Source organism: Rhodomicrobium sp. (assembly GCF_047605405.1).
Classification (GTDB): domain Bacteria; phylum Pseudomonadota; class Alphaproteobacteria; order Rhizobiales; family Rhodomicrobiaceae; genus Rhodomicrobium; species Rhodomicrobium lacus.
The window spans coordinates 1-26710 of the sequence record NZ_JASGFR010000011.1 but is presented as its reverse complement, the minus strand read 5'-3'; the positions used below and the strand labels follow the sequence as shown (position 1 = coordinate 26710).

The 26710-nt window shown below is 64.7% G+C and carries 21 protein-coding genes; 9 read left to right on the top strand and 12 right to left on the bottom strand.

Annotated elements, in window-relative coordinates; translation table 11 throughout:
- Window positions 1-210: 210 nt before the first annotated feature.
- The 5 genes from QM659_RS06290 to QM659_RS06270 form a co-directional block, all read right to left on the bottom strand.
- Window positions 211-2583 carry a heavy metal translocating P-type ATPase gene (locus tag QM659_RS06290; RefSeq protein ID WP_415187777.1) on the bottom strand — a complete coding sequence of 791 codons (2373 nt, stop codon included), beginning with the start codon at window positions 2581-2583 and terminating at the stop codon, window positions 211-213.
- Window positions 2584-3140: 557 nt separating this feature from the next.
- Window positions 3141-4124 carry an efflux RND transporter periplasmic adaptor subunit gene (locus tag QM659_RS06285; protein WP_415187776.1) on the bottom strand — a complete coding sequence of 328 codons (984 nt, stop codon included), beginning with the start codon at window positions 4122-4124 and terminating at the stop codon, window positions 3141-3143.
- The gene (locus QM659_RS06280; RefSeq protein WP_127075580.1) at window positions 4121-4336 is read right to left on the bottom strand and encodes a DUF1656 domain-containing protein; all 216 of its coding nucleotides are present in this window, start codon (window positions 4334-4336) and stop codon (window positions 4121-4123) included. The genes QM659_RS06285 and QM659_RS06280 overlap by 4 nt, the downstream gene beginning before the upstream one ends.
- Window positions 4333-6372, bottom strand: coding sequence for an FUSC family protein (locus QM659_RS06275; protein ID WP_415187775.1), 2040 nt, complete (start codon window positions 6370-6372; stop codon window positions 4333-4335). Before QM659_RS06275 ends, QM659_RS06280 begins: the two co-directional genes overlap by 4 nt.
- Complete coding sequence (locus QM659_RS06270) at window positions 6369-6842, bottom strand: MarR family winged helix-turn-helix transcriptional regulator (protein WP_415187774.1); 474 nt, start codon at window positions 6840-6842, stop codon at window positions 6369-6371. Before QM659_RS06270 ends, QM659_RS06275 begins: the two co-directional genes overlap by 4 nt.
- A gap of 683 nt (window positions 6843-7525) precedes the next feature.
- On the opposite strand from QM659_RS06270, the gene QM659_RS06265 reads away from it, so the two are divergent.
- A complete protein-coding gene (locus QM659_RS06265) occupies window positions 7526-8674 on the top strand; it encodes a trans-sulfuration enzyme family protein (protein WP_415187773.1) in 1149 nt (382 codons plus the stop codon).
- Window positions 8675-8686: 12 nt separating this feature from the next.
- On the opposite strand, the gene QM659_RS06260 is transcribed toward QM659_RS06265, so the two are convergent.
- The gene (locus QM659_RS06260) at window positions 8687-9202 is read right to left on the bottom strand and encodes an OsmC family protein (RefSeq protein WP_303487038.1); all 516 of its coding nucleotides are present in this window, start codon (window positions 9200-9202) and stop codon (window positions 8687-8689) included.
- Complete coding sequence (gene acs / locus QM659_RS06255; RefSeq protein ID WP_415187772.1) at window positions 9199-11181, bottom strand: acetate--CoA ligase; 1983 nt, start codon at window positions 11179-11181, stop codon at window positions 9199-9201. Before acs ends, QM659_RS06260 begins: the two co-directional genes overlap by 4 nt.
- A gap of 456 nt (window positions 11182-11637) precedes the next feature.
- On the opposite strand from acs, the gene QM659_RS06250 reads away from it, so the two are divergent.
- The 5 genes from QM659_RS06250 to QM659_RS06230 all read left to right on the top strand — a co-directional run bounded on the left by QM659_RS06250 (window position 11638) and on the right by QM659_RS06230 (window position 17842).
- Entirely contained in the window at window positions 11638-12654 is a 1017-nt protein-coding gene (locus QM659_RS06250) for an ABC transporter substrate-binding protein (RefSeq protein WP_415187771.1), read from the top strand.
- 47 nt (window positions 12655-12701) lie between these two features.
- A complete protein-coding gene (locus QM659_RS06245) occupies window positions 12702-13529 on the top strand; it encodes an ABC transporter permease (protein ID WP_303487044.1) in 828 nt (275 codons plus the stop codon).
- Window positions 13530-13552: 23 nt separating this feature from the next.
- Window positions 13553-14323 (top strand): ABC transporter ATP-binding protein, encoded by a 771-nt coding sequence (locus tag QM659_RS06240; RefSeq protein ID WP_415187770.1) that lies wholly within the window; start codon window positions 13553-13555, stop codon window positions 14321-14323.
- A 49-nt stretch (window positions 14324-14372) separates the two neighbouring features.
- Complete coding sequence (locus QM659_RS06235) at window positions 14373-16859, top strand: glycyl radical protein (protein ID WP_415187769.1); 2487 nt, start codon at window positions 14373-14375, stop codon at window positions 16857-16859.
- A 68-nt stretch (window positions 16860-16927) separates the two neighbouring features.
- Window positions 16928-17842, top strand: coding sequence for a glycyl-radical enzyme activating protein (locus tag QM659_RS06230; protein WP_415187768.1), 915 nt, complete (start codon window positions 16928-16930; stop codon window positions 17840-17842).
- Window positions 17843-17982: 140 nt separating this feature from the next.
- On the opposite strand, the gene QM659_RS06225 is transcribed toward QM659_RS06230, so the two are convergent.
- Complete coding sequence (locus tag QM659_RS06225; RefSeq protein ID WP_415187767.1) at window positions 17983-19095, bottom strand: YncE family protein; 1113 nt, start codon at window positions 19093-19095, stop codon at window positions 17983-17985.
- A 277-nt stretch (window positions 19096-19372) separates the two neighbouring features.
- On the opposite strand from QM659_RS06225, the gene QM659_RS06220 reads away from it, so the two are divergent.
- The 3 genes from QM659_RS06220 (at window position 19373) to QM659_RS06210 (ending at window position 23827) form a co-directional block, all read left to right on the top strand.
- On the top strand, window positions 19373-21661 hold the full coding sequence (locus QM659_RS06220; RefSeq protein ID WP_415187766.1) for a heavy metal translocating P-type ATPase: 2289 nt from the start codon (window positions 19373-19375) through the stop codon (window positions 21659-21661).
- Window positions 21662-21794: 133 nt separating this feature from the next.
- The gene (locus QM659_RS06215) at window positions 21795-22490 is read left to right on the top strand and encodes a Crp/Fnr family transcriptional regulator (RefSeq protein ID WP_415187765.1); all 696 of its coding nucleotides are present in this window, start codon (window positions 21795-21797) and stop codon (window positions 22488-22490) included.
- 107 nt (window positions 22491-22597) lie between these two features.
- Entirely contained in the window at window positions 22598-23827 is a 1230-nt protein-coding gene (locus QM659_RS06210) for an NnrS family protein (protein WP_415187764.1), read from the top strand.
- A 20-nt stretch (window positions 23828-23847) separates the two neighbouring features.
- Here QM659_RS06210 and QM659_RS06205 read toward each other — a convergent pair whose 3' ends face one another.
- The 4 genes from QM659_RS06205 to QM659_RS06190 all read right to left on the bottom strand — a co-directional run.
- Entirely contained in the window at window positions 23848-24423 is a 576-nt protein-coding gene (locus QM659_RS06205) for a DUF3299 domain-containing protein (protein ID WP_415187763.1), read from the bottom strand.
- A gap of 13 nt (window positions 24424-24436) precedes the next feature.
- Window positions 24437-25696 carry an ABC transporter permease gene (locus tag QM659_RS06200; RefSeq protein ID WP_415187762.1) on the bottom strand — a complete coding sequence of 420 codons (1260 nt, stop codon included), beginning with the start codon at window positions 25694-25696 and terminating at the stop codon, window positions 24437-24439.
- Entirely contained in the window at window positions 25693-26463 is a 771-nt protein-coding gene (locus QM659_RS06195) for an ABC transporter ATP-binding protein (RefSeq protein ID WP_415187761.1), read from the bottom strand. Before QM659_RS06195 ends, QM659_RS06200 begins: the two co-directional genes overlap by 4 nt.
- A partial coding sequence (locus QM659_RS06190) for a ZrgA family zinc uptake protein (RefSeq protein WP_415187760.1) occupies window positions 26456-26710 on the bottom strand: 255 nt, incomplete at its 5' end. The genes QM659_RS06195 and QM659_RS06190, both read right to left, overlap by 8 nt.

Here is a 26710-nt window from a genome sequence, read left to right as displayed (position 1 = left end):
ATCTCTGCGCCGAAAATTGTATCGCGCTTACCACTCGGCCGAGGTCTGACGGGTAATGCGAAATTTTTCTGACAAACGGGCTCAAAACCTGGCGGCTCCCGCCTGCGGCCGGTCCAAAGCCTCATGCCGCAAATGGGGCGCGGCGCCTCGGATTTGTCTTGCCGATCAGCTTGTCTGCATCGCATCAATGCCGGTTCAGCGCGAGCTGATCTATAACCTCGCATCGCGCAGCCTGAGCGCGTTTGCGATCACGCTCACCGATGAAAGCGCCATCGCCGCCGCCGCGATCATCGGCGAAAGCAGGATGCCGAACGCAGGATAGAGCACACCCGCCGCAATCGGCACGCCCGCTGCGTTATAGACGAAGGCGAAAGTGAGGTTCTGACGGATGTTGGCGAGCGTCGCTTCCGACAGACGCCTTGCGCGCACAAGACCCATCAGGTCGCCCTTTAGCAGCGTGATGCCAGCGCTTTCCATGGCGACATCCGCGCCGGTTCCCATCGCAATGCCGACATCGGCGGCGGCGAGCGCGGGCGCGTCGTTCACGCCGTCGCCCGCCATGGCGACGACACGACCTTGCGCGCGCAGGCGCTCGACCACCTTCGCCTTGTCTTCGGGAAGCACGTCTGCCTCGACATCCGCGATGCCGAGTTTCCGCGCCACCGAGCGCGCCGTCGCAGCGTTGTCGCCGGTCAGCATGACGACGCGGATGCCGTCGGCTTTCAGCGCCGCAAGAGCCGCGGGCGTGCTCGTCCTGATCGGGTCCGCGATGGCAGCCACGCCAGCGGGTGCGCCATCGATGGCGATGAAAACCGCCGTTGTACCTTCGGCGCGGAAGCGGGCGGCCTCGGCTTCGAGCGCGCCCGGTTCGACGCCCGATTCGCCCAGCATGCGCGCATTGCCGATGGCGACGCGCTTGCCGTCGACGATACCGGCGACACCCTTTCCGGTCGGGGCGTCGAAGCTTGTCGCATCGTCAAGCGCCAGTCCGCGTGCCGTCGCCGCCCTTACGATGGCCTCCCCCAGCGGATGCTGGCTCGTGCGTTCGAGGCTCGCCCCGATGCGCAACACCTCCGCCTCGTCGAAGCCGGGTGCAACGTGAAGGGCGGCGAGCGCGGGCTTGCCTTCCGTCAGCGTGCCGGTCTTGTCCACAACGAGCGTGTCGACGCGCTCCAGCCGCTCAAGCGCCTCCGCGTTCTTCACGAGCACGCCCGCTTGCGCGCCCCGCCCGACGCCGACCATGATCGACATCGGCGTTGCGAGGCCGAGCGCGCAGGGGCACGCGATGATGAGCACCGAGACGGCCGCGACGAGCGCGAAGGTGAGGCGCGGTTCGGGTCCGACAAGCGCCCAAGCCGCGAATGCAGCGGCAGCGGCTGCGAGCACGAGCGGCACGAACCAGCCCGACACGCGGTCGGCGAGGCGCTGGATCGGTGCCCGGCTTCGCTGTGCGGTCGCGACCATGGCGACGATCTGCGAGAGCATCGTCTCGCGGCCAACCTTCTCCGCGCGCATGACGAAGCTGCCGCTCTTGTTGATGGTGCCGCCGATGACCTTCGCACCGGGCTCCTTCGACACAGGCATCGACTCCCCGGTAACAAGCGACTCGTCCACGGCGCTCGCGCCCTCGATCACCTCGCCGTCGACGGGCACGGCCTCGCCGGGGCGGACGCGCAAGCGGTCGCCCTTTGAAACGACGCCGAGCAAAACGTCTTCTTCCGTACCGTCCGCTCGAATGCGGCGCGCCTGTTTCGGCGCAAGGTCCAAAAGCGCGCGGATCGCCCCGCCGGTTGCCGCGCGTGCGCGAAGTTCCAGCACCTGCCCCAGCGCAACCAGCACCGTGATTACCGCCGCCGCCTCGAAATACACCGGCACGGCCCCGTCATGCCCCCGGAACGCGGGCGGAAACAGGCCCGGCGCCAGCGTGGCGACGACACTGTAGGCGTAGGCGACGCCCGTGCCGATGGCGATCAGCGTGAACATGTTGAGATGGCCGGTCCGCACCGATTGCCAGCCGCGCACGAAAAATGGCCATCCACACCACAGCACCACGGGTGTCGCGAGTGCGAATTGCAGCCAGTTGAGGCTTTGCCGGTCGAGCGCATGCCAGCCGAAAAAGTGCGAGCCCATCTCGGTGACGAACACCGGGAGCGTGAGCGCAAGGCCGATGCTGAAGCGGCGGGTCATGTCGATGAGTTCGGGGTCCGGCCCGGTATCGGCGGCGGGCATCTCGGGTTCGAGCGCCATGCCGCAGATGGGGCACGTGCCGGGGCCGATCTGGCGGATCTCCGCATGCATCGGGCAGGTATAGACAGTGCCCTCCGGCACCGGCGCGGATGGAGGTGCGCTGTCCTTTTCAAGGTATCGGCGCGGGTCGGCCTCGAACTTCACCTTGCAGCCGTCGCAGCAGAAATAATAAGTGCGGCCCGCATGAGCTGCGCGATGCTTCGCGCTATGTGGATCGACGGCCATGCCGCAGACGGGATCGATGGCGCGCAAACTCTCCGCCGGATTGCCGCCCTCGCCCTTTTGCCCGCCGCCGCGGCAGGCGCGGTGCTCGTTCGGGGACTTGTGTCCGGTCATGGCAGGCTCTCCTTGCCCGCAATCTATACCCCCGTATGGTATATTTCAACGCCTAGTGGTCCGATTCCGACATTTGCATCCGTTTGCAGCACGCTTGCGAGCAAATGTCGGAATCGAACGGACCACTAGCAACATCATGATTCTAGTGGAGCTTTTGAATTTGACATTTGAGTGAGAGCTCACAGCAACCGGGACTCAAACGTCAAATTCGCTCCATGAGGCGTTCGCGAAGACGTGTCGTCGTCGGCCTCGGGCCTTCGGAACAGGGCAAGGTTTGCGAACCCGCCCTGACTCGCGGATTATACCTGCAATAGGGGAAGGAGTGCTCACAGCGGCCTTTATGGCAACATCGGCCATCCTTCTTAGCCGGGGACCGGCCAACACGATGCCGGCGGCGTCCGGCGCAACGCCTGGATGGCTCAGTGCCGTGCTTCTGCCTGTTGCCGAGACGGTGGGCTCACGCGGTCGCCATCTCGATTTTCGCCCTTATTTCCTCGATCGCGAAGAACGGCGCAGCCCCTGAAGGCATTTTCCGCGCCGCGTTGCCGCTCCCTATGTCATCGCGATCTTTTCGCCTGAATGTCTCCTTCCGTGGACAAGGATGCGCTGGTATCGAGCTTGAGGTCCGGCACCCACTTCTTCAGCGCTCCGTTCTCGATGAACACGGTCGCCGTTCGGCCAGACACGAGCTTCTCGCGGTCGGCCACGTTATCGAGCGCGATACGGACCGGCACACGCATCGCGAGCCGCACCCATGAGAAAGTCGGGTTCACGTTCGGAAGAAGCTTCGCGCCGGAACTGCGCTCGCGGTCTTCCACGCCTGCGGCGATGCTTTCGACGCGGCCCATCAACTCCATGCTCTCGCCCATCAGCCGGATGCGCGCCTTGTCGCCGACATGGATGCGTCCGAGCTTCGTTTCCTCGAAATAGCCTTCCACGCGCAGGCTGTCCTCGTCGAGCAGAGCAAAGACGCCCTGACCGGTGGCGACGTAAGCGCCCGGCAAGAGCGACACGTTCACGAGGCGCCCGTTGACCGGTGCGCGCACGGTGGAGCGTTCGAGGTTGAGCTTCGCGACGGCCTTGTCCGCAATCGCCTGATCGTAGGCCGCCTTCGCGGTGAGCTTGGCTTCGAGCGCTGCCTCGACCTTCTGCTTTGAGACGGCGATTTCGGTCATGGTGCGATAGCGGTCGTAGTCGCTCGATGCCTGTTCGAGCGCGGCCTTGCGGCCCTCCAGCACCGCGTCAGCCTGCGCCAGCGCAAGACGGAACCGCTCGGGATCGATGCGGAACAGGACATCGCCGCGCTTCACGCGCTTGTTGTCCGCCGCGAGCACTTCCGTCACGAGGCCGGGCACATCCGGCGCGACGGCAACGACATCGGCGCGCACGCGTCCGTCGCGCGTCCAGGGTGCATCGATGTAGTAATACCAGAGCGAGGCTCCGATCAGCAGCGCCGCGCCCGACATCGCAAGTGTCACCAAAAAGCGCAGGAGAAAGGGAGCGGACGCCTTCGACGGCGAGGTTTTTGCGGGTGTTGTCATGATCCGGGTAACAGGCTCGTTTCGAGCGCGACGACCGCGCCCAGCACAATAAAATAGAGGGAGATGTCAAACAGCGCGCGGTGCCACGCATAGCGGTAGAGGCCAAGACGCTGGCACAGGCTGCGCAAGACGGCGGTGACGGCGTAGGCGATCAGCATCCAGAAGAGCAGCGCCGGCGCGAACACGCCGTAGATGTCGAGTTCGCCGATCATGCCGCCACCGCTCTTTGGTCGGCGAACCGCGTCAAGCGAGGGTCGGGAGCGGCGGGGAAGAGCGCCCGTCTTAGTCCCGCAAGGCCAAGCGTCGCATGTTGGGCGGCGCTCGTTTCCGGCTCGCGAACGCAGACGGCAAGCGCGGCGTCGATGGCTTCGATGAGCGCGGCAGACGGTTTGTCGCCGCCGCTTCTGAAGTGGCGCGCGACTTCGGCAAGGACTTGGTTGATGGCAAGCCGCGCGGACTTCGAGACCTGCCGCCGCACGCGGCGCAGTTCCACGACGTTGATGCCGATGCGCACCTCCCGGAGCAGCGTGGCCGACAATGCGGACTTGTCGGGCGGCTGCTTGGAAAGCCGTGTCGCCATCAGCGCGACGCGGTCGAGCATGAGGGCTGCGAGTTCCAGACCGCTCTCGCTGCCCCGCCCGCTCGCCGCCAGCGCCAGGCTCGCGCGATTTTGCGCGTGGAGCCGCCTTGCCGCCCATCCGGAATCGAGCGAGCGGAAGACGGCAATGGATGCCGTCGCGATCCACACCCCCGCGACGAGCGCCAGCCCCGAATTTGCGAAGGCCGCGAAGTCTGCCGAATAGTGATCCTGAATGGCCAGCGCCATGGCGCCGTTGACGGCGGTGCCGAGGCCGATGGCGGCGGTCGCCGGGTTCGTCATGAGAAGGCCGCTCAAGATAAGGCCGGGCGCGAGCGCCAGCGCAATCATCTCGAACGAAATTGCGCGAGGCAGCAACGCGAACTGATGGAACAGGGCGCCAACCACGCCCAGGATGGCGGCGGTGGCGAAGCCTATCATGGCGGGAACCGGATCGTCCTGAGTAGCGAAGAAACAGCACGCCACGGAAGCGAGCATCGCCGCGGCGGCCCCGTCTTGCCACCCCGTCGCGATCCAGACCGCGCACACCATGACAATGGCGACGAAGGCGCCGAACCCGGAAAAAACTGCCATCATGTGATCGCGATGGCGCACCTCCCGGGCCTTCGCCGTATATTGGAAGGCGCACGGTGCCGCAAGCGGGCCGCCTGTCTCGATATTCGCGCGAAGGTGGCGGATATCCTGCTTGAGGTTCACGAGTTCGCGCAGCCGCTCGACCAGCCCTGCAACGAGGAGGTCGCGCCAGAGATCGCCCTCGCGCAGGCTGTGTTCGAACGCATCGAGGCGCGCCAGCAGGATGGCGGCATCCTCCGGGGCTGGGGCGTCGGCCTGAAACCAGTCGGCCACGTCGTCGAGGACAGGCTGGAGAGCGGCAGCCGCTTCCGTTCCGTCGATCGCCTTGAGGCGGTCGGAAACGGAGGTCAGAAGCGGGAGAAGCATCAGCATATGCTGGCGCAGCAGCGCGAGCGCTTGCTCCGAGACAGGAGAGCTTGTGGCCTCGTGAGGAAGTTGCGCGGCGAGCGCTTCCAGCGCAATCGCGTCGGAGGCGAGCCGTAGCCGCCCGGCCCGCGTATCCATCACGGCACGCGGCTCGCGGCGCAGCACTTCGCGCGTCCAGGCTCTTGCGGACGTGAGCCACGCACCGAGTTGCGCGGCAAAAACCGGCGCGGCGGATCGCGGCAGCACGAGGCCCGACACAAGCGCCGCGCACAGGATGCCGAGCGTGATTTCCTCGGTCCGTGACACCGCCGCCTCAAAGATGCCCGCCGGGTCATCGACCGCCGGAAAACCGATCAGCGCCACGGTGTAGCCCGCGAGCATGGCGGTGTAGCTCCGCGCCGTGCGGTCGAGCATCGAGATGTAGAGACAGACCGCAACCCAGAGCGCGATGGCAAGCACGGTCAGTTCAGGCGAGTTGACGACATTTGGCAGGATGGCGACCGCCGCCGCAGCGCCAATGGCGGTCCCGAGCGCGCGATAGATCGCCTTCGATTGCGTCGCACCGTCGAAGGCCTGGCTCGTGATGTAGGCGGTGGCGAGCGCCCAGTAGGGACGACTGAGCCCGGCCCACATCGAGATGTAAAGCGCGAGCAGCCCGGCGGAGAAGACCTTGACCGAAAAGACCCACGCGCGGAAATCGGGAAGGGTCACTCGTCCACTCCTGCCGCTTCGGTCCGGTCACGGGTGAAATCGCGCATGGCGGCGAAGACGCGAAGCGCTGCTTCGATGTCGCGCTGATCGACGTCGGCGAAGGCCGCGTCGCGCAATCTTTCAAGTTCCATCTGGATTTCGGCGACGAGATCCTTGCCCGCCCTGGAGAGGCTTACAAGTTTCGCGCGCCGGTCGTCCGGGTTTTCGCGCCGGTCGATCCGGCCCTGCTTTTCGAGTTGGTCGAGAAGCCGCACGAGCGTCGGCCCTTCGATGCCGATTTCGCGGGCAAGTTCGATCTGTGTCACGGCGCTGCCGAGGCTGTCGATGACGATGACCACGAGCGCCGTCGCGTGCGAGAGGTCGCGGCTTTTCATGGTCGCGTCGGCGAGCGCTTTCCAGCGGCGAGACGCGAGGATGAGCGAGCGCGTTAACGACGCCCGAAGTTTGCGGACGGACTCGTCCGGCGGCATATCGCTCCCATATTGCTGCATGGCTATTAATTAGTATGCTAATGATATGGATGCAAGACGATTGTGCCGGCATGACGCGAATATGCGTGATGCGAGGATAGCCCACCGGGACAGCCGCGCTGTTTTCCATGAACTGGCAACCGGGGACCTCCGTGATCGGCGCTGCATGATGGTGTGTTCCCGTTGCGGGTGCGGATTGTCGCGCGGCCGATGTCACGACAAAGCCGGCCCGCGGCTTGGCTGAAGCTCTGCGGCAAGCGTTTGGTAGCTGAGCCCGGCCCTTATCTTTTCGGCGGCGACGGTCGGCTGAAGCGCATCGAAGGCAAGGGCGTTAGCGGAAGCTTGAACGGGCCGGACGCTTGAGCGAGGGAGCCTTGAGGGTCCATCGCAAAAGACGGCCAATGGCGCGAGGTTAGGCTGAAGCGGCCTCCCGAAGCGTGCCGCCCTCAAGCCTCACCCATCGGTTCGCGACTTTCGCAAGCGCCCTCGGAAGGCTGACGAACCCTGCGGTTGCGCCGCGAGGGCGAGCGAGTGCCCTGAGTTTCCCTCTGCACGAGATTTCGGATGAAATCGCGTTCGAGAATCAAGGGGAGGTGATAGGGTTTCGACAAGATCCGAAGCGCCACAACGCGCGCAAATATGGGACGATGCTCAGGAGACCATCCAACCGGACGAAACCCGACATGACAAAGAAACGTCCCGAAACCGTCGCGGCCAGCGCGCTTGGCCGGGAAGACGAAGCGACGGGGGCACTCATTCCCCCGCTCTATCCGACGACGACCTATATCCGCGATCCCGACAATCTCTATCGGCGCGGACGCGTCTACTCCCGCGCACAGAACGCCACCTTCGACACGGCGGCCGAGACGCTGACCGCGCTGGAAGGCGGCGCCGAAACGGCGCTGTTCGGCTCGGGCATGGCGGCGGCGAACGCCGTGTTTCTGGCGCTTACGCCCGGCGATCATGTCGTCGTTCCGCGCGTGATGTACTGGGCGTTGCGGGCATGGCTCGAAGGCTTCGCGTCACGCTGGGGGCTTGTGGTGGATTTCGTCGATGCGGGCGACATCGACGCGCTGAAAGCCGCGATCGCTCCGGGCCGCACGAAGCTCGTCTGGCTCGAAACGCCGGCGAATCCGCTGTGGACCGTGTACGACATCGCGGCGGCTGCCGAGATCGCGCATGCGGCGGGCGCGCGCCTCGCAGTCGACTCCACCGTCGCCACGCCGGTTCTCACGCGGCCGCTCTCGCTCGGCGCCGACATCGTGATGCACTCCGCCACCAAGTATCTCAACGGCCATTCGGATGCGGTCGTCGGCACGGTTACGACTGCGCGGCAGGATGAGTTCTGGGCGAACATCAAGACGGTTCAAAGTCAGAACGGCGGCGTACCCGGCACATTGGAGGCGTGGCTTCTTCAGCGCGGCATGCGTACGCTGTTCGCGCGCGTTCGCTGGCAATGCGCCTCGGCGCAGGCGCTGGCGGAACGCCTTTCCGCCCATCCAGCGGTTGCGGAGGTTCTTTATCCCGGGCTGCCTGGCTTCAAGGGCCACCAGCTCGCCAGCCGCCAGATGCAGGGCGGCTTTGGCGGGATGCTCTCCATCCGGGTGCATGGGGGCGAGCGGGCCGCTATCGCCACGGCTGCGCGCGTATCCATCTGGAAGCGTGCAACCTCGCTTGGCGGCGTCGAAAGCCTGATCGAGCATCGCGCCAGTATCGAAGGGCCGCGCTCGCCCGTCCCCGAAGATCTTTTGCGCCTTTCGGTGGGCCTCGAAGCGGTCGACGATCTTTACGAAGACCTTTCGGAAGCGCTCGGAGAGGCGCGCGCGGAATAGCCGGGGCGGCGCTTATGCCGCCGTCGTCCTGACGGTAAGACCGAGGTCGGCAGGCTTCGCAAGCGTCTGATAAACGACGCAATAGCGCTCGGTCAGCTTCACGAGCTGGTCGATGCGCTCCTGCGGCTCCGAGGTTTCCAGATCGAAGGCGAGGCGGATGGCGCGAAAGCCCACGGGCGCGTCCTTCGCAACGCCGAGCGTACCGCGAAAATCGAGGTCGCCTTCCGCCGACACGACGCCGCCCCTGAGCTCGAAGCCGATGGCTGTCGCAACCGCCTTCAGCGTCACGCCCGCGCAGGCCACGAGCGCATCGAGCAGCATGTTGCCCGAGCAGGCGAAAGCGCCCGTTCCGCCGGTCGCGGGATGCAATCCCGCCTCGACGAGCGCCTTGCCGGTGTCGACGCGGCAGACGACGCTGTCGGCGTCGAGGTCGCCGCGAGCCTTCAGCGTGATGGTGGCAGCCTCGGGCTCGGCTTTGTAACGCTCCTTCAGCGGCGCCTGAAGGGCGCGGAGGTCGTCGGCGTTCATGCGTTTCCTCTTTTTGTTCTGGCGGCTTCGGTTCTGGCGAGTTCGGCCTTGCGGCGTGCGACGATGTCTTCGACGATGGAGGCATCGGCGAGCGTCGAGGTGTCGCCGAAATCCGAAAAATCGTTGTTGGCAATCTTCAGGAGAATGCGGCGGAGAATCTTGCCCGCGCGGTTTTTCGGCAGCGCCGGCGCCCACTGGATAACGTCCGGCGAAGCGATCGGGCTGATGCGCGCGCGCACCCATTGCGTGATCTCGCGCCGTAATTCGTCCGTTTCGGGCACCTCCGCCTTGAGCGTGACATAGGCAAAGACCCCCTGCCCCTTCACGTCGTGATTGTAGCCGACGACCGCGGATTCCGCGACAGCCGGGTGAGAGGCAATGGCGCTTTCGAGTTCGACAGTGCCGAGCCGATGACCCGATACGTTGATCACATCGTCCACACGTCCGGCGATGCGGTAATAGCCGTCCTCGTCTCTGGTGACGCCGTCGCCGGAAAAGAACCGCCCCGGAAACGGCGCGAAGTACGTTTTCAGGAACCGCTCGTGATCGTGCAGGATGGTGCGCGCCTGCCCGGGCCACGAGCCACGGAAGCACATGTTTCCATCCGCCGGGCCTTCGAGCGTAACGCCTTCGGGGCTGACGACCTCGGGACGAATGCCGAAATAGGGTTTTGCCGCCATGCCCGGCTTGTTCGGAATCGCGCCGGGAATCGGCACGAGCGTCACCGCGCCCGTTTCGGTCTGCCAGTAATTATCGACGATGGGGCAGCGCCCTCCGCCGATCACGGAATGAAACCAGCGCCACGCATCCGGATTGATCGGCTCGCCGACCGAGCCCAGCACGCGAAGGCTCGACAGATCGTGCTTTCTCACCGGGGCCTCGCCTTCACGCATGAGCGAGCGAAGCGCCGTCGGCGCGGTATAGAAGATATTGACCCGGTGCTTTTCGATGATCGACCACCAGCGCGAAGGGTCGGGGTAGCTCGGCACGCCCTCGAACATGACGGTTGTCGCGCCATTGAGCAGCGGCCCGTAAAGCTTGTAGCTGTGCGCCGTGACCCAGCCGACATCGGCCGTCGACCAGAACACATCCCCCTCATGCCAGTCGAAGATGATGCGCCACGACGTGCCCGCATGCACGAGATAGCCGGCGGTCGTGTGAACGAGCCCCTTCGGCTTGCCGGTCGAGCCGGATGTATAGAGAATGAAAAGCGGGTCTTCCGCGCCCACCTCGACCGGCTCGCACCACGGCTCGGCCGCCTCCGTCGCCTCGTCGTACCAGAGATCGCGGCCCGGCGTGAACGGAACGTCGGCGCCCGAGCGGCGCACCACGATCACGTGTTCGATGCTCGGCTGATCTCGCACTGCGTCGTCGGCGTTGCGCTTCAGCGGCGACACGCGCCCGCCGCGAAACCCTTCGTCGGCTGTGATGAGAACCTTCGCTTTCGAATCGGCGATCCGGTTTTCGAGCGACTCCGCCGAGAAACCCGAAAACACCACCGTATGAACCGCACCGATGCGGATGGTGGCCATCATCGCCACCATGACTTCCGGTATGACGGGCAGATAGACTGCAACGACGTCCCCCTTGCCGACGCCGAGGCTTTTCAGCACGTTCGCGAGCCGGTTTACCTTGTCCGCGAGTTGGCCCCACGTGACGACGCGGCTTTCGCCCGGTTTATCGCTTTCCCAAAGAACGGCGGGCTTGTTCGCCTTCGCCGGAAGATGGCGGTCGATGCAGTTGACGGAACCATTGAGCGTGCCATCGGCGAACCAGCGAATGCGGAAATCGCTCAAATCGAAACTGGTGTCCGACACCTCGGTAAACGGCTTGATCCAGTCGAGGAACGCGGCCTCTTCACGCCAGAACCCGTCCGGATCCTCGATGGACCAGCGATAAAGGCGTTCATAGGCGGCCGAGTCGACATGCGCGCGGGCGGCAAAATCCGGCGGCACCGGGTAAACTTCGGAATGAGCCATGTGCATTTCTGATTTGGAATTGGCGACGCGGCGCAACGAGCGGCCACCCGGGCCCGCTCGGGGCAAGCCCAGAATCCGATGATTTATAGAGAGACGACACGAATGGTCCAGTCATTTTTGAGTAGATCGCTAGACGTACTTAGATACCTTTTCACTTTGAACGCCAGTTTGCCGGTTCCCGCGCTTTCGGCACCGAAGTCCTCATGACGATCCCGCTGGGCGTTGCTGATGCCTGTGAATGGCCAATGAGGGGCTGTCTTTCGCATCGCATCGGATTATGAGGGGAAGCTTTTGCCTCCACGGAGGTGGAATTTGATTTCACTGGAGAAAATCTTTGCGTTGACAACGCCCTCATCGTCTATAAAAGATATCATCATAAACTTTGAGAGGATTACCGTGAATAGCAGGATCAGCCGGTGGGTGCGCATTGCATCTTGTGCAGCAGCAGTGTCGATGATGGTTGGGGTGAGCGCTCCCGTGGCGCGCGCCGACGTTCTGCCTTCAATTAATCTGCAGCTGACGCAGTGGACCGTGATTGCGCGGGAAAAGGGTTTCTTCAAAGAAGAGTTCGACAAGATCGGGACGACGAAGATCAACCTCATCGCGGGCGGTGCCGCCGATCTTCTCGGCGCTGAAGCCGCCGCGGTCGGTGGCGGCGCTATCGCCATCGCGCAGCGCATGATCTATCCGGCGACCATTCACCGCGCCAACGGCCTCGACGGCGTCATCATCTGGGCGTCCGAGCCCTCGAACCGCTATCGCGCGCCGATCCTGGCGCGGGCCGATAACGACGCGATCAAGACCGTCAAGGATCTCGACGGCAAGAAATTCGGTTCCAGCCGTATCAGTTGCTACTGGTCGTCTCCTTTCGAGCAGTTGACCCAGGCGGGCCTGCCGTTCGATTCACGCCTGAAGCAGGGGCGCGTGCGCTACGAATCCATCGACAACTCGGCCGTTGCGATTTCCGCCGTCCTTTCCGGCGCGACCGACGCCACGACCGCGCATCTTGCCGCCAGCGCCTTCACCGGCCCGTGGCTTTCCGGCAAATTCAAGGTCGTGAGCCGCTCCCCTGATGACGGCATCTACGTGAATCACGCCGGCCGCGTCACCTATTTCGCGCGGCGCGACTTTGTGAACAAATACCCCGAGGTGGTGAAAGCGTTTCTGATCGCGCGCGAACGCACCCGCGAATGGGCGCTCGACCATGTCGAGGAAGCCACTGAAATCGTGGCCCGCGAAACACGCGTTCCGGCTGAGGTCGCCCGCTTCCAGATTACGCACCCCGGCGAGTGGGAATTCATGGCCGGTGAGCCGCGCGCGGACAAGGCTCGCCTCGCCATCAAGACCTTTCAGGAATGGTATGTGGCCAACGGCGACGACATCCTGAACGAGCGCAGGCTGACCGATGACCAGGTCGACACCTTCATCGACGGGCGGTTCTTCGTCGGCGGCGAGTACTCCATCTACAACTAGTTAATTTCGGGCGCCTCCAGAGCGAGGCGCCCGTCGGGCGGATGGAAATGAGCACCACAAGCAGCTATCTGGACCTGGCAGAAGCCCGGCCGCCCTCGCGAAGGGCGGCAAGGTTTCTCGGGAAAATCAACGTCATCGGGCTTCTTTTGCCCCTCATCATCGTCACGCTCTGGCAGGCGGCTTCCACCTACCAATGGGTGGAGGCCGTCTTCCTGCCTGCGCCGGTCAAGGTGGCCGAAGCCTTCTGGCTGATGATCACGAAGCAGCGCCTCGCCAACGACTTCATTTCGAGCGTGTCCATCGTCGGGCAGGCGCTGGTCTACGGCGCGACCGCAGCCATCGTGCTCGGCATCGCCGCCGGGCTTTCAAAACGCGTCGAGCAGTTTTTCGGGCCGACATTCGATACCTTGCGCCATATTCCCGGCATCGCCTGGCTGCCGCTCATCGTTCTTTGGCTCGGCATCGGTGCGCCCGCGAAGGTGCTCGTCATCGCGAAGGCTGTCTTCTTCCCTGTGTTTCTCAACACCCTTCAGGGCATCAGGAACGTGGAAAAGAGCCATATCGAACTGGCGAACGTACTGACGCTGACGCGCTGGCAGATGGTGCGGAAAGTCGTCCTGCCTTCCGCCTTCCCTTCGATCATGGTTTCGCTGCGCTACGCAGCCGGTCTCGCATGGGCGATGGTCGTTATCGCGGAAGGACTGAGCGGCCTCGAAGGGCTCGGCTTCCTGATTTTCCGCGCGCAAGGGCTGCTGCTCACCGACCAACTCGTCGTCTGCATGATCATCATCGGCCTCGTGGGCTTCACCATCGACAGGATCATGTACCTGGCGCAGCGCAGGCTGTTGCGCTGGAAGCAGGGTTTCGAAGGCTGATCGATCTCAAACGGAAAACACAGATGTCCAAACTGCAAATCAGGTCGGTCGGCAAACACTACCAGGGCCACGACGGCGGACGCCTGACCGTCCTCTCGAACATCGAACTGAACGTCGAATCCGGACAGTTCCTCAGCATCGTCGGCCCTTCCGGCTGCGGAAAGTCGACGCTGCTTCGCCTGATCGCGGGTCTCGATCAGGATTACGAGGGAAGCATTCTTCTCAACGGGAAACAGATCTCGGGGCCGAGCCTCGCGCGGGGCATCGTCTTTCAGGATCACCGGCTGCTGCCCTGGCTGACGCTTGAGCAGAACGTCGCGCTGAGCCTCGAAAACGCGCCCGGGTCGTCGAAGGAAAAGGCGAAGATCGTTCGTGAGCATATCACGCTCGTCGGGCTGAACGGCTTCGAGCAAGCCTACCCCTACCAGTTGTCGGGCGGCATGGCCCAACGCGCGGCCATCGCCCGCGCACTCGTCAACAAGCCGGAAGTGCTCCTGCTCGACGAGCCGCTCGGCGCTCTCGACGCGCTCACCAGGCTGCGCCTTCAGGACGAGTTGCTCCGCATCTGGCGCTTCGAGAAGACGACCATGATCCTCGTAACGCACGACGTCGGCGAGGCGATCTTCCTCAGCAACGAGATCGCCGTGATGAGCGCCAAGCCCGGCCGTATCTCCCGCCAGCTCACCGTCGATCTCGACTATCCCCGCAGGCGCTCCAGCCCCGAATTCGTGGCGCTGCAAAGCGAAGTGCTTGCGGAAATGAACGTCTTCGAGGCCGCTTCGGAAGCGGCCTGACCCCACCCGCGCCTGCAAATTCAAATTTCACACTGAAGGAGCCCGCTCCATGCCCGTACAGAACGCCTCACCGGAGGCCTTGCTCGTATCTTCGATTCCCGGCCTCAGCCCGTTCCGCGCGGACGGAAAGCTGACGGACGCCGCCCAGTCCGCTCGCTGTGCCGAGGCCGCCTCGCGCGCAAAGGAATTTCTGCTCGACGCCCCTCAGAAGATCGACACCGAACGGCTGACCCATCTCCTCGACGTGTATCGTGAATACGCGCAAGAGCCGACCGTGGTTCTTCGCGCCCGCGTCTTCGAGCGCGTTCTGCAAAAGAAGACGCTCTACATCGACGACAACCCGCTCGTCGGCACGGTGACGAGCAAGCCCGCTGGCGTTTACCCCTATCCCGAATGGGGCGCGGAGTGGATCCTTCGCGAAGCCGATCAGCCGATGGTGAGCCATCTGGGCGAAGTGGAGTTGAGCGATGAGGAACGCGCGACCCTCATCGAGACCGCGAAATACTTCCAGACGCGCTCCGCCGAGGCGCGGGCCCGCGAGCTTTCGCGTGAGCTTCACGGCTTCGATCCGCGCGACAGCGTCGCCGCTGGCCTCATCACCGAAACCGCGCCCTACACCATCGGCTCGGGCACCCTCGACTATGCAACCTTCATCCGGCGCGGCCTTGGCGACATCATCCGCGAAACGGAAGGGCGGCTGAAGGCGCTTCCGCTTACTCAGGACAACGCGTCGAAGATCGACTTCTATCGCGCAGTGCTGATTTCGCTCAACGCGCTGATCCATCTCGCGCACCGCTACGCAGATCTCGCCGACAAGCTCGCGGGCGAGACGGGCGACGCCGTGCGCCGCGCGGAGCTTCTGCAAATCGCCGAAGTGTGCCGCCACGTGCCGGAGAATCCGCCGCGCAACTTCCGCGAGGCCATTCAGTTCTGGTGGTTCCTGCATCTCGGCAACCAGATCGAACAGAGCGGCTGCGGCTCGTCGCCCGGACGCATCGGCCAGTATCTCGACCCTTGGTTCCAGGCCGACAAGCTGCAAAACGGTTTCACGCGGGAAGACGCGCAGGCATGGTTCAAGTGCCTTTTCGTGAAGATCCTCGAATATGGCTATTATCAGGGTCTCATCTCGGCGCGCACCAACTCGGGCCACACCGGGCACACCATCAATCTCGGCGGCTTCAACGCGGCCGGACAGGATGCCACGACTGAACTCGATTACGTCCTCCTCGACACGCAAATCGAGCTGCAAAACATCCAGCCGACCATCACCATCCTCTATCACGACGGCCTGAAGGAAGACTTCCTGCTCAAGGCCGTCGAACTGGAACGCACGGGCCTCGGCCAGCCGCAATGGATGAACACGCGCCTCATCATCGAGCGGACGCTCGCGCGGCACGCCAAGGTCGGCGTCACCATCGAGGACGCGCGCGCCAGCATCAACATGAGCTGCGTCGGCACGGGCGTCGAAGGGCGGACTGCGTTCATTCATGAAGGCGGGACGTTCAACCTCGCGAAGTGCATCGAACTCGCGCTGCATGACGGCGTCGACCCCGGCACGGGCCTCTTCGTCGGCGCCCGCACCGGCGACGCCCGCGCGTTCAAGAGCTTCGAGGACGTCTATGCCGCGTGGCTCCGCCAGGTGGAGCACCTCTTCAACGTCCAGCGCGCGTTCGGTTCCGTCTCGACCAAGGCGCTCGGCGACACGATCGCGCCCGCGTTCCGCTCCGCGCTTTACGGCGGTTGCCTCGAACGCGGCAAGCACGTGTTCGACGGCGGGGTGGATTACTACCTCTATTTCGTCATCAGCAATGCGGGTATCGATGCCGCGAACTCGCTCGCCGCGATCAAACATCTCGTGTTCGACACCCAGCGGCTGACACTCGGCGAACTGCTCGATGCCGTCGACGCAAACTTCGAAGGCCATGAGCGCATTCAAACGCTGTGCCTCAACGCGCCGAAGCACGGCAACGGCGATCCCGAGATCGATGCGCTTGTGCGCCGCGTCTATGACGACGCCTTCAAGACGTTCCACGCCGCCGGCTACAGCTACTTCGGCGACCACATCGCGAACATCGAGGCCTACTCGCTCTCGATCCACAACTACTACGGCCTGAAGACCGGCGCGCTGCCGAGCGGACGCCAGAAAGGCCGGCCGCTGACGGACGGCAGCGTGTCCGCGACGCCCGGAACCGACAAGAAAGGACCGCTCGCGCTGATCCAGTCCGCGGCACAAGCCGTTGACGCGGTGAAGTACGGCTCGAACCACTTCAACATGAAGTTCCATCCGAGCGCTCTTTCCGGCATCGGCGGGGCGCGGAAACTTCTGTCCCTCATCAAGACGTACATGGATGCGGGCGGTTCGCACATTCAGTTCAACGTGGTGACGTCGGACACCCTGCGGAAGGCGCAGGCGAACCCGGACGCCTACAAGGGGCTGACGGTGCGTGTGGCGGGCTTCAGCGCCTACTTCACGCGCCTGCACAAGGGCGTGCAGGACGAGATCATCGCGCGCACGGAACTGACCTTCGACTGCTGACAAAACCGCGGGCGAGCCCGATGGCGGCTCGCCCGTGCCCCGCATGCCGGGACCAGGAACCATCTCACATGAAACCGGCGGACAATCCGAGCGGCATCGTCTTCGACATCCAGCATTTCAGCGTGCATGACGGCCCCGGCGTCCGCTCGACCGTCTTTCTCAAGGGCTGCCCGCTGACGTGCCGGTGGTGCAGCAATCCCGAGTCGCAGAAGCACCTGCCCGAACTTCTCCATTTCGAAAAGCTCTGCACGCTGTGCGGCATTTGTGTCGAGGAATGCCCGAACGGGGCGCTCGCCGTCGCGGATGATGAACTGCGCCGCGACGAAACGGCCTGCAAGCTGTGCGGGCTTTGCGTTTCGGTCTGTCCGCAGGATGCGCGGCAATTATCGGGCCGACGCATGACGGTGGAGGAAGTCTCGACGGAGGTGCGCCAGCATTGGCGGATCTTCATGCAAAGCGGCGGCGGCGTCACGCTGAGCGGCGGCGAGGCGCTGGCACAGCCCGCATTTACTGGCGCGCTTCTCGGCTTTCTGCATGATGAGCTTGGCTTTCACACCTGTCTCGACACGACCGGCTTTCTGCCGTGGGAGAGCTTCGAGACGCTTCTCCCAGCGATCGATCTCATCCTGCTCGATCTCAAGCACATGGACGACGCCCGCCACCGGGAGGCCACCGGCATAGGCAACGCCCGCATCCTCGAAAACGCGCGCCACCTCGGCGAACGGGGATTTCCGGTCATCGTCCGGCTGCCGCTCATTCCCGACTACAACGATACGGACGACAATCTCCACGCGCTCGGCCGCTTCATGAAGACCGCGCGTCTGCCGAAGATCGAAGTCCTGCCTTACCATGAGTTCGGCGTGTCGAAATATACCGCGCTCGGAAAGACCTACACCGTTCATTCGCGGATAGAGCCGAAGGCGGAGCGCGCCGCTTCCATTCTCGGCAGCTACGGGCTCGACGTGACTGTCGCGCCCCGGTAGGGAGCAACGGCGTCATGCCGCAAATCTGCGGGCACGACGCTGCGATTTGCGTTGTCGATCGAGCCTGTCTGCTTCAAACAGAGTTTAGCGCAGGCTGATCCAGCCTGAAGCGTCTTCGGGATTTGAGGACAGGCTTCTGTTCAGTGGCACACGCCATAGCCGCCAGCCATGACGGCGAGCGACGGCGAAAAATCGAGTTTTATCCGCCCGGCCACGGCGCGCGACGCGGCATCGATCACGAGCAACTCCCCCGCATCGGCGACCGGAAGATAAAGCTTCGTGCTTTCCGGCGTGACGACACCGGGCCCCGGCGCGCCCGGAAGCGGGATTTCGTCCAGGGGCTTCAGCCTGTCCAGATCGTAGACGAAAACCGATTTTGCGCCGGGCACGAAGGCGACGGTATCGAAAAGTCCGCTGTAAGCGGCGTAGACGCTCGCATCTGCGCCGAACCGGGTTGGCTTCCGTCCACCGTCGAGCGGCAGCAGATCGACGGTCCGCGATGCGGGATCGGGAAGGAGAAGCCAACGAATCGCCGGGTAGATGGCCGCTCCGCGGCCCGGCATTTCCGAGAAGGCACCGGTCTCCATGTCGAAGCGTGTGACGAACCGCGCATCTCGCGCATCTTCGGCGGATAGGGCAAAGCCGTCGTGTCCGACAAGCGAACGCGCCAGCGCGCTGGCCTGCCGCCGACCGATAATCGAGGTTCGTTTCCCGGTCGAGGCGTTGTAGACGGCGACGCCTTCTACGGACTTCGCGGCGATGAAGATGGATCGTCCGTCTCGCCGGGCCATCAGGTCGCGGATGCCGGTTGGCCCATCGATCCGCACTTTTTCTCGCAACGCCGTCAGATCGAGAAGCGCGATTTCGCCGGTCTCGTCCCTTGCGGCTATCGCGGTGCGCCCATCTGTCGTCAGCACGAGGCGCACCGGCACAAACCGAAGCGGGACAACACTGACGAAGCCTGAAGCCAGATCCGCCACGAAGACGCCGGCGCTCTTGCCGTCGACCGCCACCAGCTTGGCCAGCGCCTCCGAGACCTGAATGCCGCGCGGCACCACGCCAAGGTCGATGCCGCCGACGAGAGTATCCGTATCCGTGCGGACAGCAACGACCGACGTCGTATCGCGCCCCGCCACGAAAACCAGCCGCTGAACATTCGCAAGGCCGTCTGACGCTGAAGCCGGACGCATCAGGATCACGAGGACCAGCAGGAGGCTCAGACGAAAAAGGGACGGCTTCACAGCGTTGATCACATCGGTTGTCGTTATCGGCCTCAGGCCGACGTTAGGGCGCACAACACCTTTTGCGCATAAGATTCCGGGCGCGCTTTCCGGCGGCTATTCGCTCTCAGGCTATGCCAAAACTCTCTCGATCAAGTCTATCGAATAACAGGCAACGCGAGGTTCCGCCACTCCGTTTCGCGCTTCGTGCGACAAGACGCGACCTCTCCACGCGCACCTCCAATCAAGATTGGAGGGCGGGGGCGAGGAACGCGCACGGCGCCCGTGCTGGCGGCAAGAAAGGTCCGCGATGATCGGTCAACGGTTCATACGGCGCGGATTGATCTTCTATTCGCTTGTTGCGCTTGCGGCGGGGCTGGCGGCGTACTCCGTGCGAAGGCCGGAGACTGCGCAGTTATTCTGGCTTCTCGGCACGCTGCCTGTCCTCCTCGCGCTTGGCGTATCCATCGCCCGCGATCTGGCTGCGGGCCGGATGGGCGTCGACGCCGTGGCCTTCATCGGCATGGGGGCCGCGGTCCTTCTTGGAGCGAACCTCGCCGCGATCGTCGTGGCCGTCATGTATGCGGGCGGAAACGCGCTCGAAGATTTCGCGGTAACTCGCGCCGAGCGCAATTTGAAAGACCTGCTGGACCGCGCCCCTCGCCTCGCTCACCGGCTTGTCGGCGACCGTCTCGACGACGTGTCGGTCGACGCGATCGGAACCGGGGACAGGCTGCTCGTCCGCGCGGGCGAGATTGTTCCGGCCGATGGAACTCTCCTCGCCACGAAGGCTACGCTCGATGAATCGGCGTTGACCGGCGAGCCCATCCCGGTGGAGCGCAAGGCGGGCGAACCGGTGCGAAGCGGCGCCGTCAACGCGGGGGAAGCTTTCGAGATGCAGGCCACCGCCTCCGCAGCCGACAGCACCTATGCGGGCATCGTCAAGATGGTGACGGCCGCCCAGACCGCGAAGGCGCCGTTCATCCGCATGGCGGACCGTTATGCCTTGCTGCTTCTTCCGGCGACGCTCGCGCTGGCCGCCATCGCGTGGTTCATCTCGGACGATCCCATGCGCGCCTTGGCGGTGCTCGTCGCCTCTACGCCCTGCCCTCTCATCCTCGCGGCTCCCGTCGCCTTCATCGCGGGCGTTTCCCGGGCCGCGCGCCATGGCATCCTCGTCAAGGGTGGCGCACCGCTCGAGGCGCTCGGCCGCGTCCACACCGCGATGTTCGACAAGACCGGCACGCTGACCGCTGGCGGAGCGCGCCTGTCGGCCATCGAAACGGCGCCGGGCGAGGACGCAGACGAAGTGCTGCGCCTCGCCGCCGGTCTGGAACAGGCCTCCCATCACGTCATCGCCTCGGCCATCGTCGCCGCCGCGAGGAATCGAGGGCTTTCACTCGATTTCCCCGCAAATGTCCGTGAAGAGGCCGGTTCGGGGCTCGAAGGCATGTTGGCAGGGCAACGTGTCAGGGCCGGATCGGCCGAACTGATTTTCGGCGGACGAAGCCTGCCCGACTGGGCGACGCGGGCCCTGCGGCGAGCCAGCTGGCGCTCGGCTCTCTGTGTGTTCGTGGCGCGGAACGGTCAGGTAATCGGCGCACTGCTTTTCGCCGACGAACTGCGCAGGGAAGCGCCGCGCGCGATCCAGACGCTGCGGGCGTCGGGCGTCCGCCGCATGGTCATGGTCACGGGCGACCGGGCGGATGCCGCCGAAACCATAGCCGCCGCTCTCGATCTCGACACGGTTCTGGCCGAACGCTCGCCCGCGGACAAGGTCGATGCCGTGGCGACCGAGCGCAAGGCCCACGCGACGGTCATGGTGGGAGACGGGATAAACGATGCCCCGGCTCTGGCCGCGGCCGACGTCGGTATCGCCATGGGGGCGCGCGGTGCGACGGCCTCGTCCGAGGCGGCAGACGTCGTCATTCTCGTGGACCGCCTCGACCGGGTGGCGGAAGCCGTGCAGATCGCGCGCCGCACGGTTGCGATTGCGCGCGAGAGCATCGTCGCCGGCATGGCCCTTTCCGGCCTCGCCATGATCGCGGCGCTGCTCGGCTGGCTGGCGCCCGTTCCCGCCGCCATCTCTCAGGAAGCCATCGATGTGCTGGTGATCCTTAATGCCCTTCGGGCACTCGGAGCGGGCAGGAAGCGACCGCCTCTTGCATCGGTAGGGCTTTCCCCCGAGTTTTTCGGAGCGGATCACCGCGCGCTGGAAAAGAGCCTCGATCGCTTGCGCGAGATCGCCGACGCGCTTGACGATGCGACGGGCCGCAGCGCCGCGACGCTCATCGCGGAAGCCAACCGGATCGTCCAGCAAAGCGTCGTCCGACATGAACGCGCCGATGAAAGCGAGCTTTATCCAAAGCTCTCGACATTCCCGGAGCATGTTTCCGCCATGTCGGCGATGAGCCGCGCGCATCGGGAAATCCTGCACCTGGCTCGGCTTCTGGCGCGGCTTGCCGAGAGCCTGTCATCGGGCGACGCCGACCGTTATCTCATTCGCGACGCGCAACGGGTCATCGAGAACCTCGAATCTCTGGTGCGCCTCCACAACGCGCAGGAGGAGGACGTTTACGAGTCCCTCGCAAGCGCATGAAGCGGTTTCGCTGAAACACCATTCCAGACTTGCGTTTGAAGTGGCGACCGGCGTTTTCCTGTATGATGGGTTCCAAGCTTACCGCTGTCGGCTCGGAAACGATCGAAGAGCGGCCAGGAGAAAGGCAGTCATCGTGGCGTTGGACAAGGGCGTGTTCAAGGGATTTGCGCTGTTCGCATCGATGACCGACGCGCAAATCGAGCTGCTCGCATCGCGTGCCACGGCGCGACGTGTCGCCGAAGGAGCGGCCGTCTTCGAACAGGGTGCGGCGGCCACGTCTTTCTATCTGCTCCTCGACGGCCGCCTGAAGGTCCACCAGATCGCCGCCGACGGTCAGCAGATCATCGTGCGCATCGTCAATCCGGGCGACCTTCTGGGCTTCGCCTGTGCGCTCACCCGCCCCGATTACCCTGGCACCGCGACGGCCGTGGTCGACAGCGTCGTCGCGGGGTGGCCCTCCGCCAACTGGAACGCCTTCGTCGAGGCGAACCCGAATCTCGCCATGAACGCGATACGAACCATCGGGCAGCGGCTCGATGAGGCCCACACGCGCATCAGGGAAATGTCTACACAGGAAGTGGAGCGGCGCGTGGCGCACACAGTGCTGCGGCTCGTCGATCAGGCGGGCAAGGCGGATGCGGGCGGCACGCGCGTCGATTTCCCCATCAGCCGGCGCGACATCGCCGAGATGACCGGCACCACGCTGCACACCGTATCGCGCATCCTGAGTGCTTGGGAGGCGCAAGGGCTTGTCGAAGGTGGACGCCGGAAGCTCGTGGTGCGCGATCCCGCGAAACTCGCAAGGCTCGCCGACGCAACGCGCGATTAACCCTTCTCCCGACCGAAAGAGGAGCGAACCGCTTCTGAAGTTGCGCCGCGACAAACAGGCGCCCGCCGGAATTCCGCTAAAGTGAGGCGAACGAAGGATTTTCGCCCATGACCAGCGCCACAGCCACAGCTACCGTCTCGCCCCGACCCGCCGCCGCTCCGCGCGGAGGCACACCGCGCGGCCTCGCCCGCACCGGCCCGGTTCTCTTCTCCTACGGCTTCCGGCCGTTCTTCCTCGGGGCGGGCATATGGGCCTTTGCGTCGATGGCGCTCTGGATCGCGGCGCTTGCCGGACACCTGCCCATCGGCGGCAGCTACGGGGCGACATACTGGCACGCGCATGAATTGCTGTTCGGCTTCTCCACCGCAGCGCTCGCGGGCTTCCTGCTGACGGCCATACCCAACTGGACGGGGCGCCTGCCCGTCTCTGGCTGGCCGCTCGCGGCCCTGTTTGCGATCTGGTGCGCGGGGCGCGCCGCCATGCTTGCGCCGGACACGCCAGGCGTCACCTCCTCCGCCGCAATCGACGCGGTGTTTCTGCCTGCGCTTGCCTTCATCGTGGCGCGGGAACTCATCGCGGGGAAGAAATGGGGCGATCTGAAAATCCTCGCCGCGGTGCTGTTCCTGACAGGCGCGAACGTCTGGTTTCATGCGGCGGTCATCACCGGCGGCGACGAGACCACCCCCGCGCGGCTCGGCGTCTCGGCCTTTACCGTGATGGTGATGCTGGTCGGCGGCCGGATCGTTCCGAGCTTCACGCATAACTGGCTCAACCGCTTCGGGAAAAGCCCGTTGCCAGCGCCTTTCGGCCGCTACGACATCGCCGCCATAGCCGTGGGGGCGGTCGCGCTCGGCTTCTACACAGCCGCGCCGTCGACCCCCTGGACCGCGTTCCCGGCGGCCCTCGCCTTCGCGATGCAGAGCTACCGCCTCTATCGCTGGCGCGGCTGGAAGGCGGCAAACGACCCGCTGCTCTTCATCCTGCACGTCGCCTATGCGTTCGTGCCGCTCGCATTCGCCGCCATCGCCGCCGCCGCGCTCGACCTCGTGCCGACATGGTCGGTGCTCCACATCCTGACGGTCGGCGTCATCTCCACCATGATCGTGGCCGTGATGACGCGGGCGAGCCTCGCGCATACGGGCCGGGCGCTGGCGGCCTCGCGCATCACGCAGGCGAGTTATGTCACGCTCGTGCTGGCGGGGCTGTCGCGGCCGCTCGCCGGGTTTTTCCCGGACCATGCGATGGTTTTTTATACGGCTTCGGGCGTGCTCTGGCTCGCGGCGTTCGGCCTGTTCCTGATCCAGTACGCGCCGATCCTCGTGTGCGAGCGCCGGTAAAACCGAAAGGTCGGGGCGCGCTACTCCTTGCGCGTCTCGACCGCGTCCGCGTCGATGGCGTAGCCCGTTTCGGCGAGCCCGGTGAATTGCGAGGCGACCGAAATCCTGCCCGTCACCCATACGGGATCGAACGAGCCTGCCACGTCGAACCCGTTCGAAACCTTCACATAGATGATCTGGTTCGGCGGCGGCGGCGGAACGTGGATGCAGGCGCCGACGAAGGGCACAAGCAGAAACTCCTTCACGTTCGTCGCGTCGAAATCGAGCGGCACGACATAGCCGCCGATCTTGACGCGCTTGCCGTCCAGTTCCTGCACCACCGGCACGGGTGCGCCCGCCCCCGGCTGATTGCGCCGCTCGGAAAGCCACGGCCTGTCCTCGCCGGGCGGAAGCAGCGGCGGTGGCGGCTCGCTGCCGCCGAGCGCGGGCGAAGGCGTCGCGCCCGACAGGAAGCTTTTTGACTTCACGTTCGGCGGCACGACGGGCGCGGGCGGAACAAGCTTGCTCCACCCGATTTCAACCGGCGGCTCGTTGTCGATCGGCGCGAAAGCCGTCGTCAACAGAAGCACCACGCATGCCGCCGCCAGTCTCTTCATCTGTCCTTCTCCGTCAGGTGCGGACCGTCATGCCGTCCGCGAGCGAGAGGCGATAGGCGCGAAGCGCAGGCAACAGCCCCGCAAGGAAACCCGCCGCCACGATGCCGCCGAGGATCTTCAACTGATCCGCGCTCGGCGGATCGACCGCGATATGAAGCCCGTAAGTACGGTCAATATAGGGCTGAAGCCCGATCAATGCGCCATAGAGCAACAGCGTTCCGGCGAGAACCCCCAGAAAAGTCAGCACGCCCGCCTCGACGACGAGCAGCGAAAGGATCGTGGACGGCCGCGCGCCAACCGAACGCAGGATCGCCATTTCGCGGCGGCGTTCGTTGAGCGTCGTCAGGATCATCGTCACCATGCCGAGCAGCGCCGTGACGACCACCATGCCGGAGACAGCCGAAAGCGCGGTTTCCGCCGTGCCGACGAGGCCCCAAAGCTCCTGAAGCGTCGCGCCCGGAAGAATCGCGGAAAGCGGCTCCTGCCGATAATTGTTCACCTCGCGCTGCACGCGGAAGGCGGCGAGCCGCGACTTGAGCCCCACGAAGGCCGCCGTGATCGCCTTGGGCGTCAGATCCATCCTGCGCACGTCGTCGGCAGACACGGCCTTCGTCGGATCGCGCGAGCCGCTCTGCCAGTCGACATGGATCGCTTCGATGGCTTCGAGGCTCACATGCACGGTGCGGTCGACCGGCGTGCCGGTCTTCGCGAGAATGCCCGATACGCGGAAGGGCTTGTCGTCGTGCTCGACGAAAGACACCGCGCCCGCCCCATGCGCGACGACGATCCTGTCGCCCACCTTGTAGCCGAGCTGTTCGGCAACGTCGGCGCCGATGACCGCATCGAAAAGATCGCTGAAAGGCGCGCCCCCCGAGAACGCGAGCGGCTGGCCGCGCCGGTAATGATAATGCGTGAAATACTCGGGCACCGTGCCCATGACGCGGAAGCCGCGATGGCTGTCGCCGAGCGAGATCGGCACGGTCCACCCGATGTCCGGGTGCTGCTTGATGTCCTGATAGGTCTTCCAGGTGATGTTGTTGGTCGCGTTGCCGATGCGGAAAACCGAATAGAGCAGCAGGTTCAGATTGCCGGACCGCGCGCCGACGATGAGGTCGGTGCCGGAAATCGTGTCAGCGAAACTCTGGCGCGCGCCGGTGCGCACCTTCTCGACGCCCAGCAGAAGCATCACGCTGAGCGCGATGGAAAGGATCGTGAGGCACGCCGTCAGCCAGCGGTTGGCGAGCGACTGCAGCGCGAGGCGAACGATAATCATGACCGTCCCCCGCGCGAGGTTTGCGCGATTTCGGCAAGGTCGGAGACGCGCGAGAAGCGTCCCGCGAGGCTCTCGTCGTGGCTCACCATGACGAGCGTGGCGCCCGCCGCTTCCACTTCCGCGAACAGGAGGTCGAGAAAAGCCTGCTGGCGGTTGCGGTCGAGCGACGATGTCGGCTCGTCGGCGATGACGATTTCGGGCGAGCCGATGAGCGCGCGGGCCGCGGCGACCCGCTGCTGCTGGCCGACACTGAGGCTCGCAGCATTGCCGCTCGCGATCAGCGAAGGCTCGATCCCGAGATTGGCGAGGAGCCGCGCCGCTTCGGCGCGTCCGCCGCCGCGCTCATCGGCCCGCTTTGTCCGTGACGGCGAGAAACTCAGCGGCAGCAGCACATTGTCGAGCACAGAGCCGTAAGGCAGGAGGTTGAACATCTGGAAGATGATCCCGTAGTGCTCGGCGCGGAAGCGGTCGCGGGCCGCGCCGTCGAGCCGCGCGATGTCGGTGCCCAGCACATCGACCTTGCCCGCGTCGGGCTTCGCGATCCCGGCGAGCAGGCTCAGGAACGTGGACTTGCCGCTGCCCGAGGGGCCGATCAGCAAGAGCCGCTCACCTTGTCCCAGGGAAAAGCCGTCGATGCGGAGCGTGAACGGATTGCGGCCCGGCCATGTGAACCGCACACTGTCGATGCGGACGACGTCCGCGCCACCTTCGTGGCGGCGCGGCTTGTCCTCGGTGGAAGGAGACGGTGAAGCGATCACCTCAGACACCTTTAAGTTCGAGCTTCGGCTTGTCCTTCGTCACTTCGTAGCTCGATTGACCCTTCGGTGTGATGACAGACACATCGAGTTCTTGCGCATTCGGGAACTGCTTGAAATAGCCAAAGGTCAGGCTCGTGATCTTTTCCGGCGCGGAGCAGTGGAACGAATATTCGACGTGGAATTCCGAGTGGTGATGCTCGCCGCCCTCGTGGTCGTGGTCGTCATCCTTGGCGTCGGCATTCTTATCGTGCTCGTG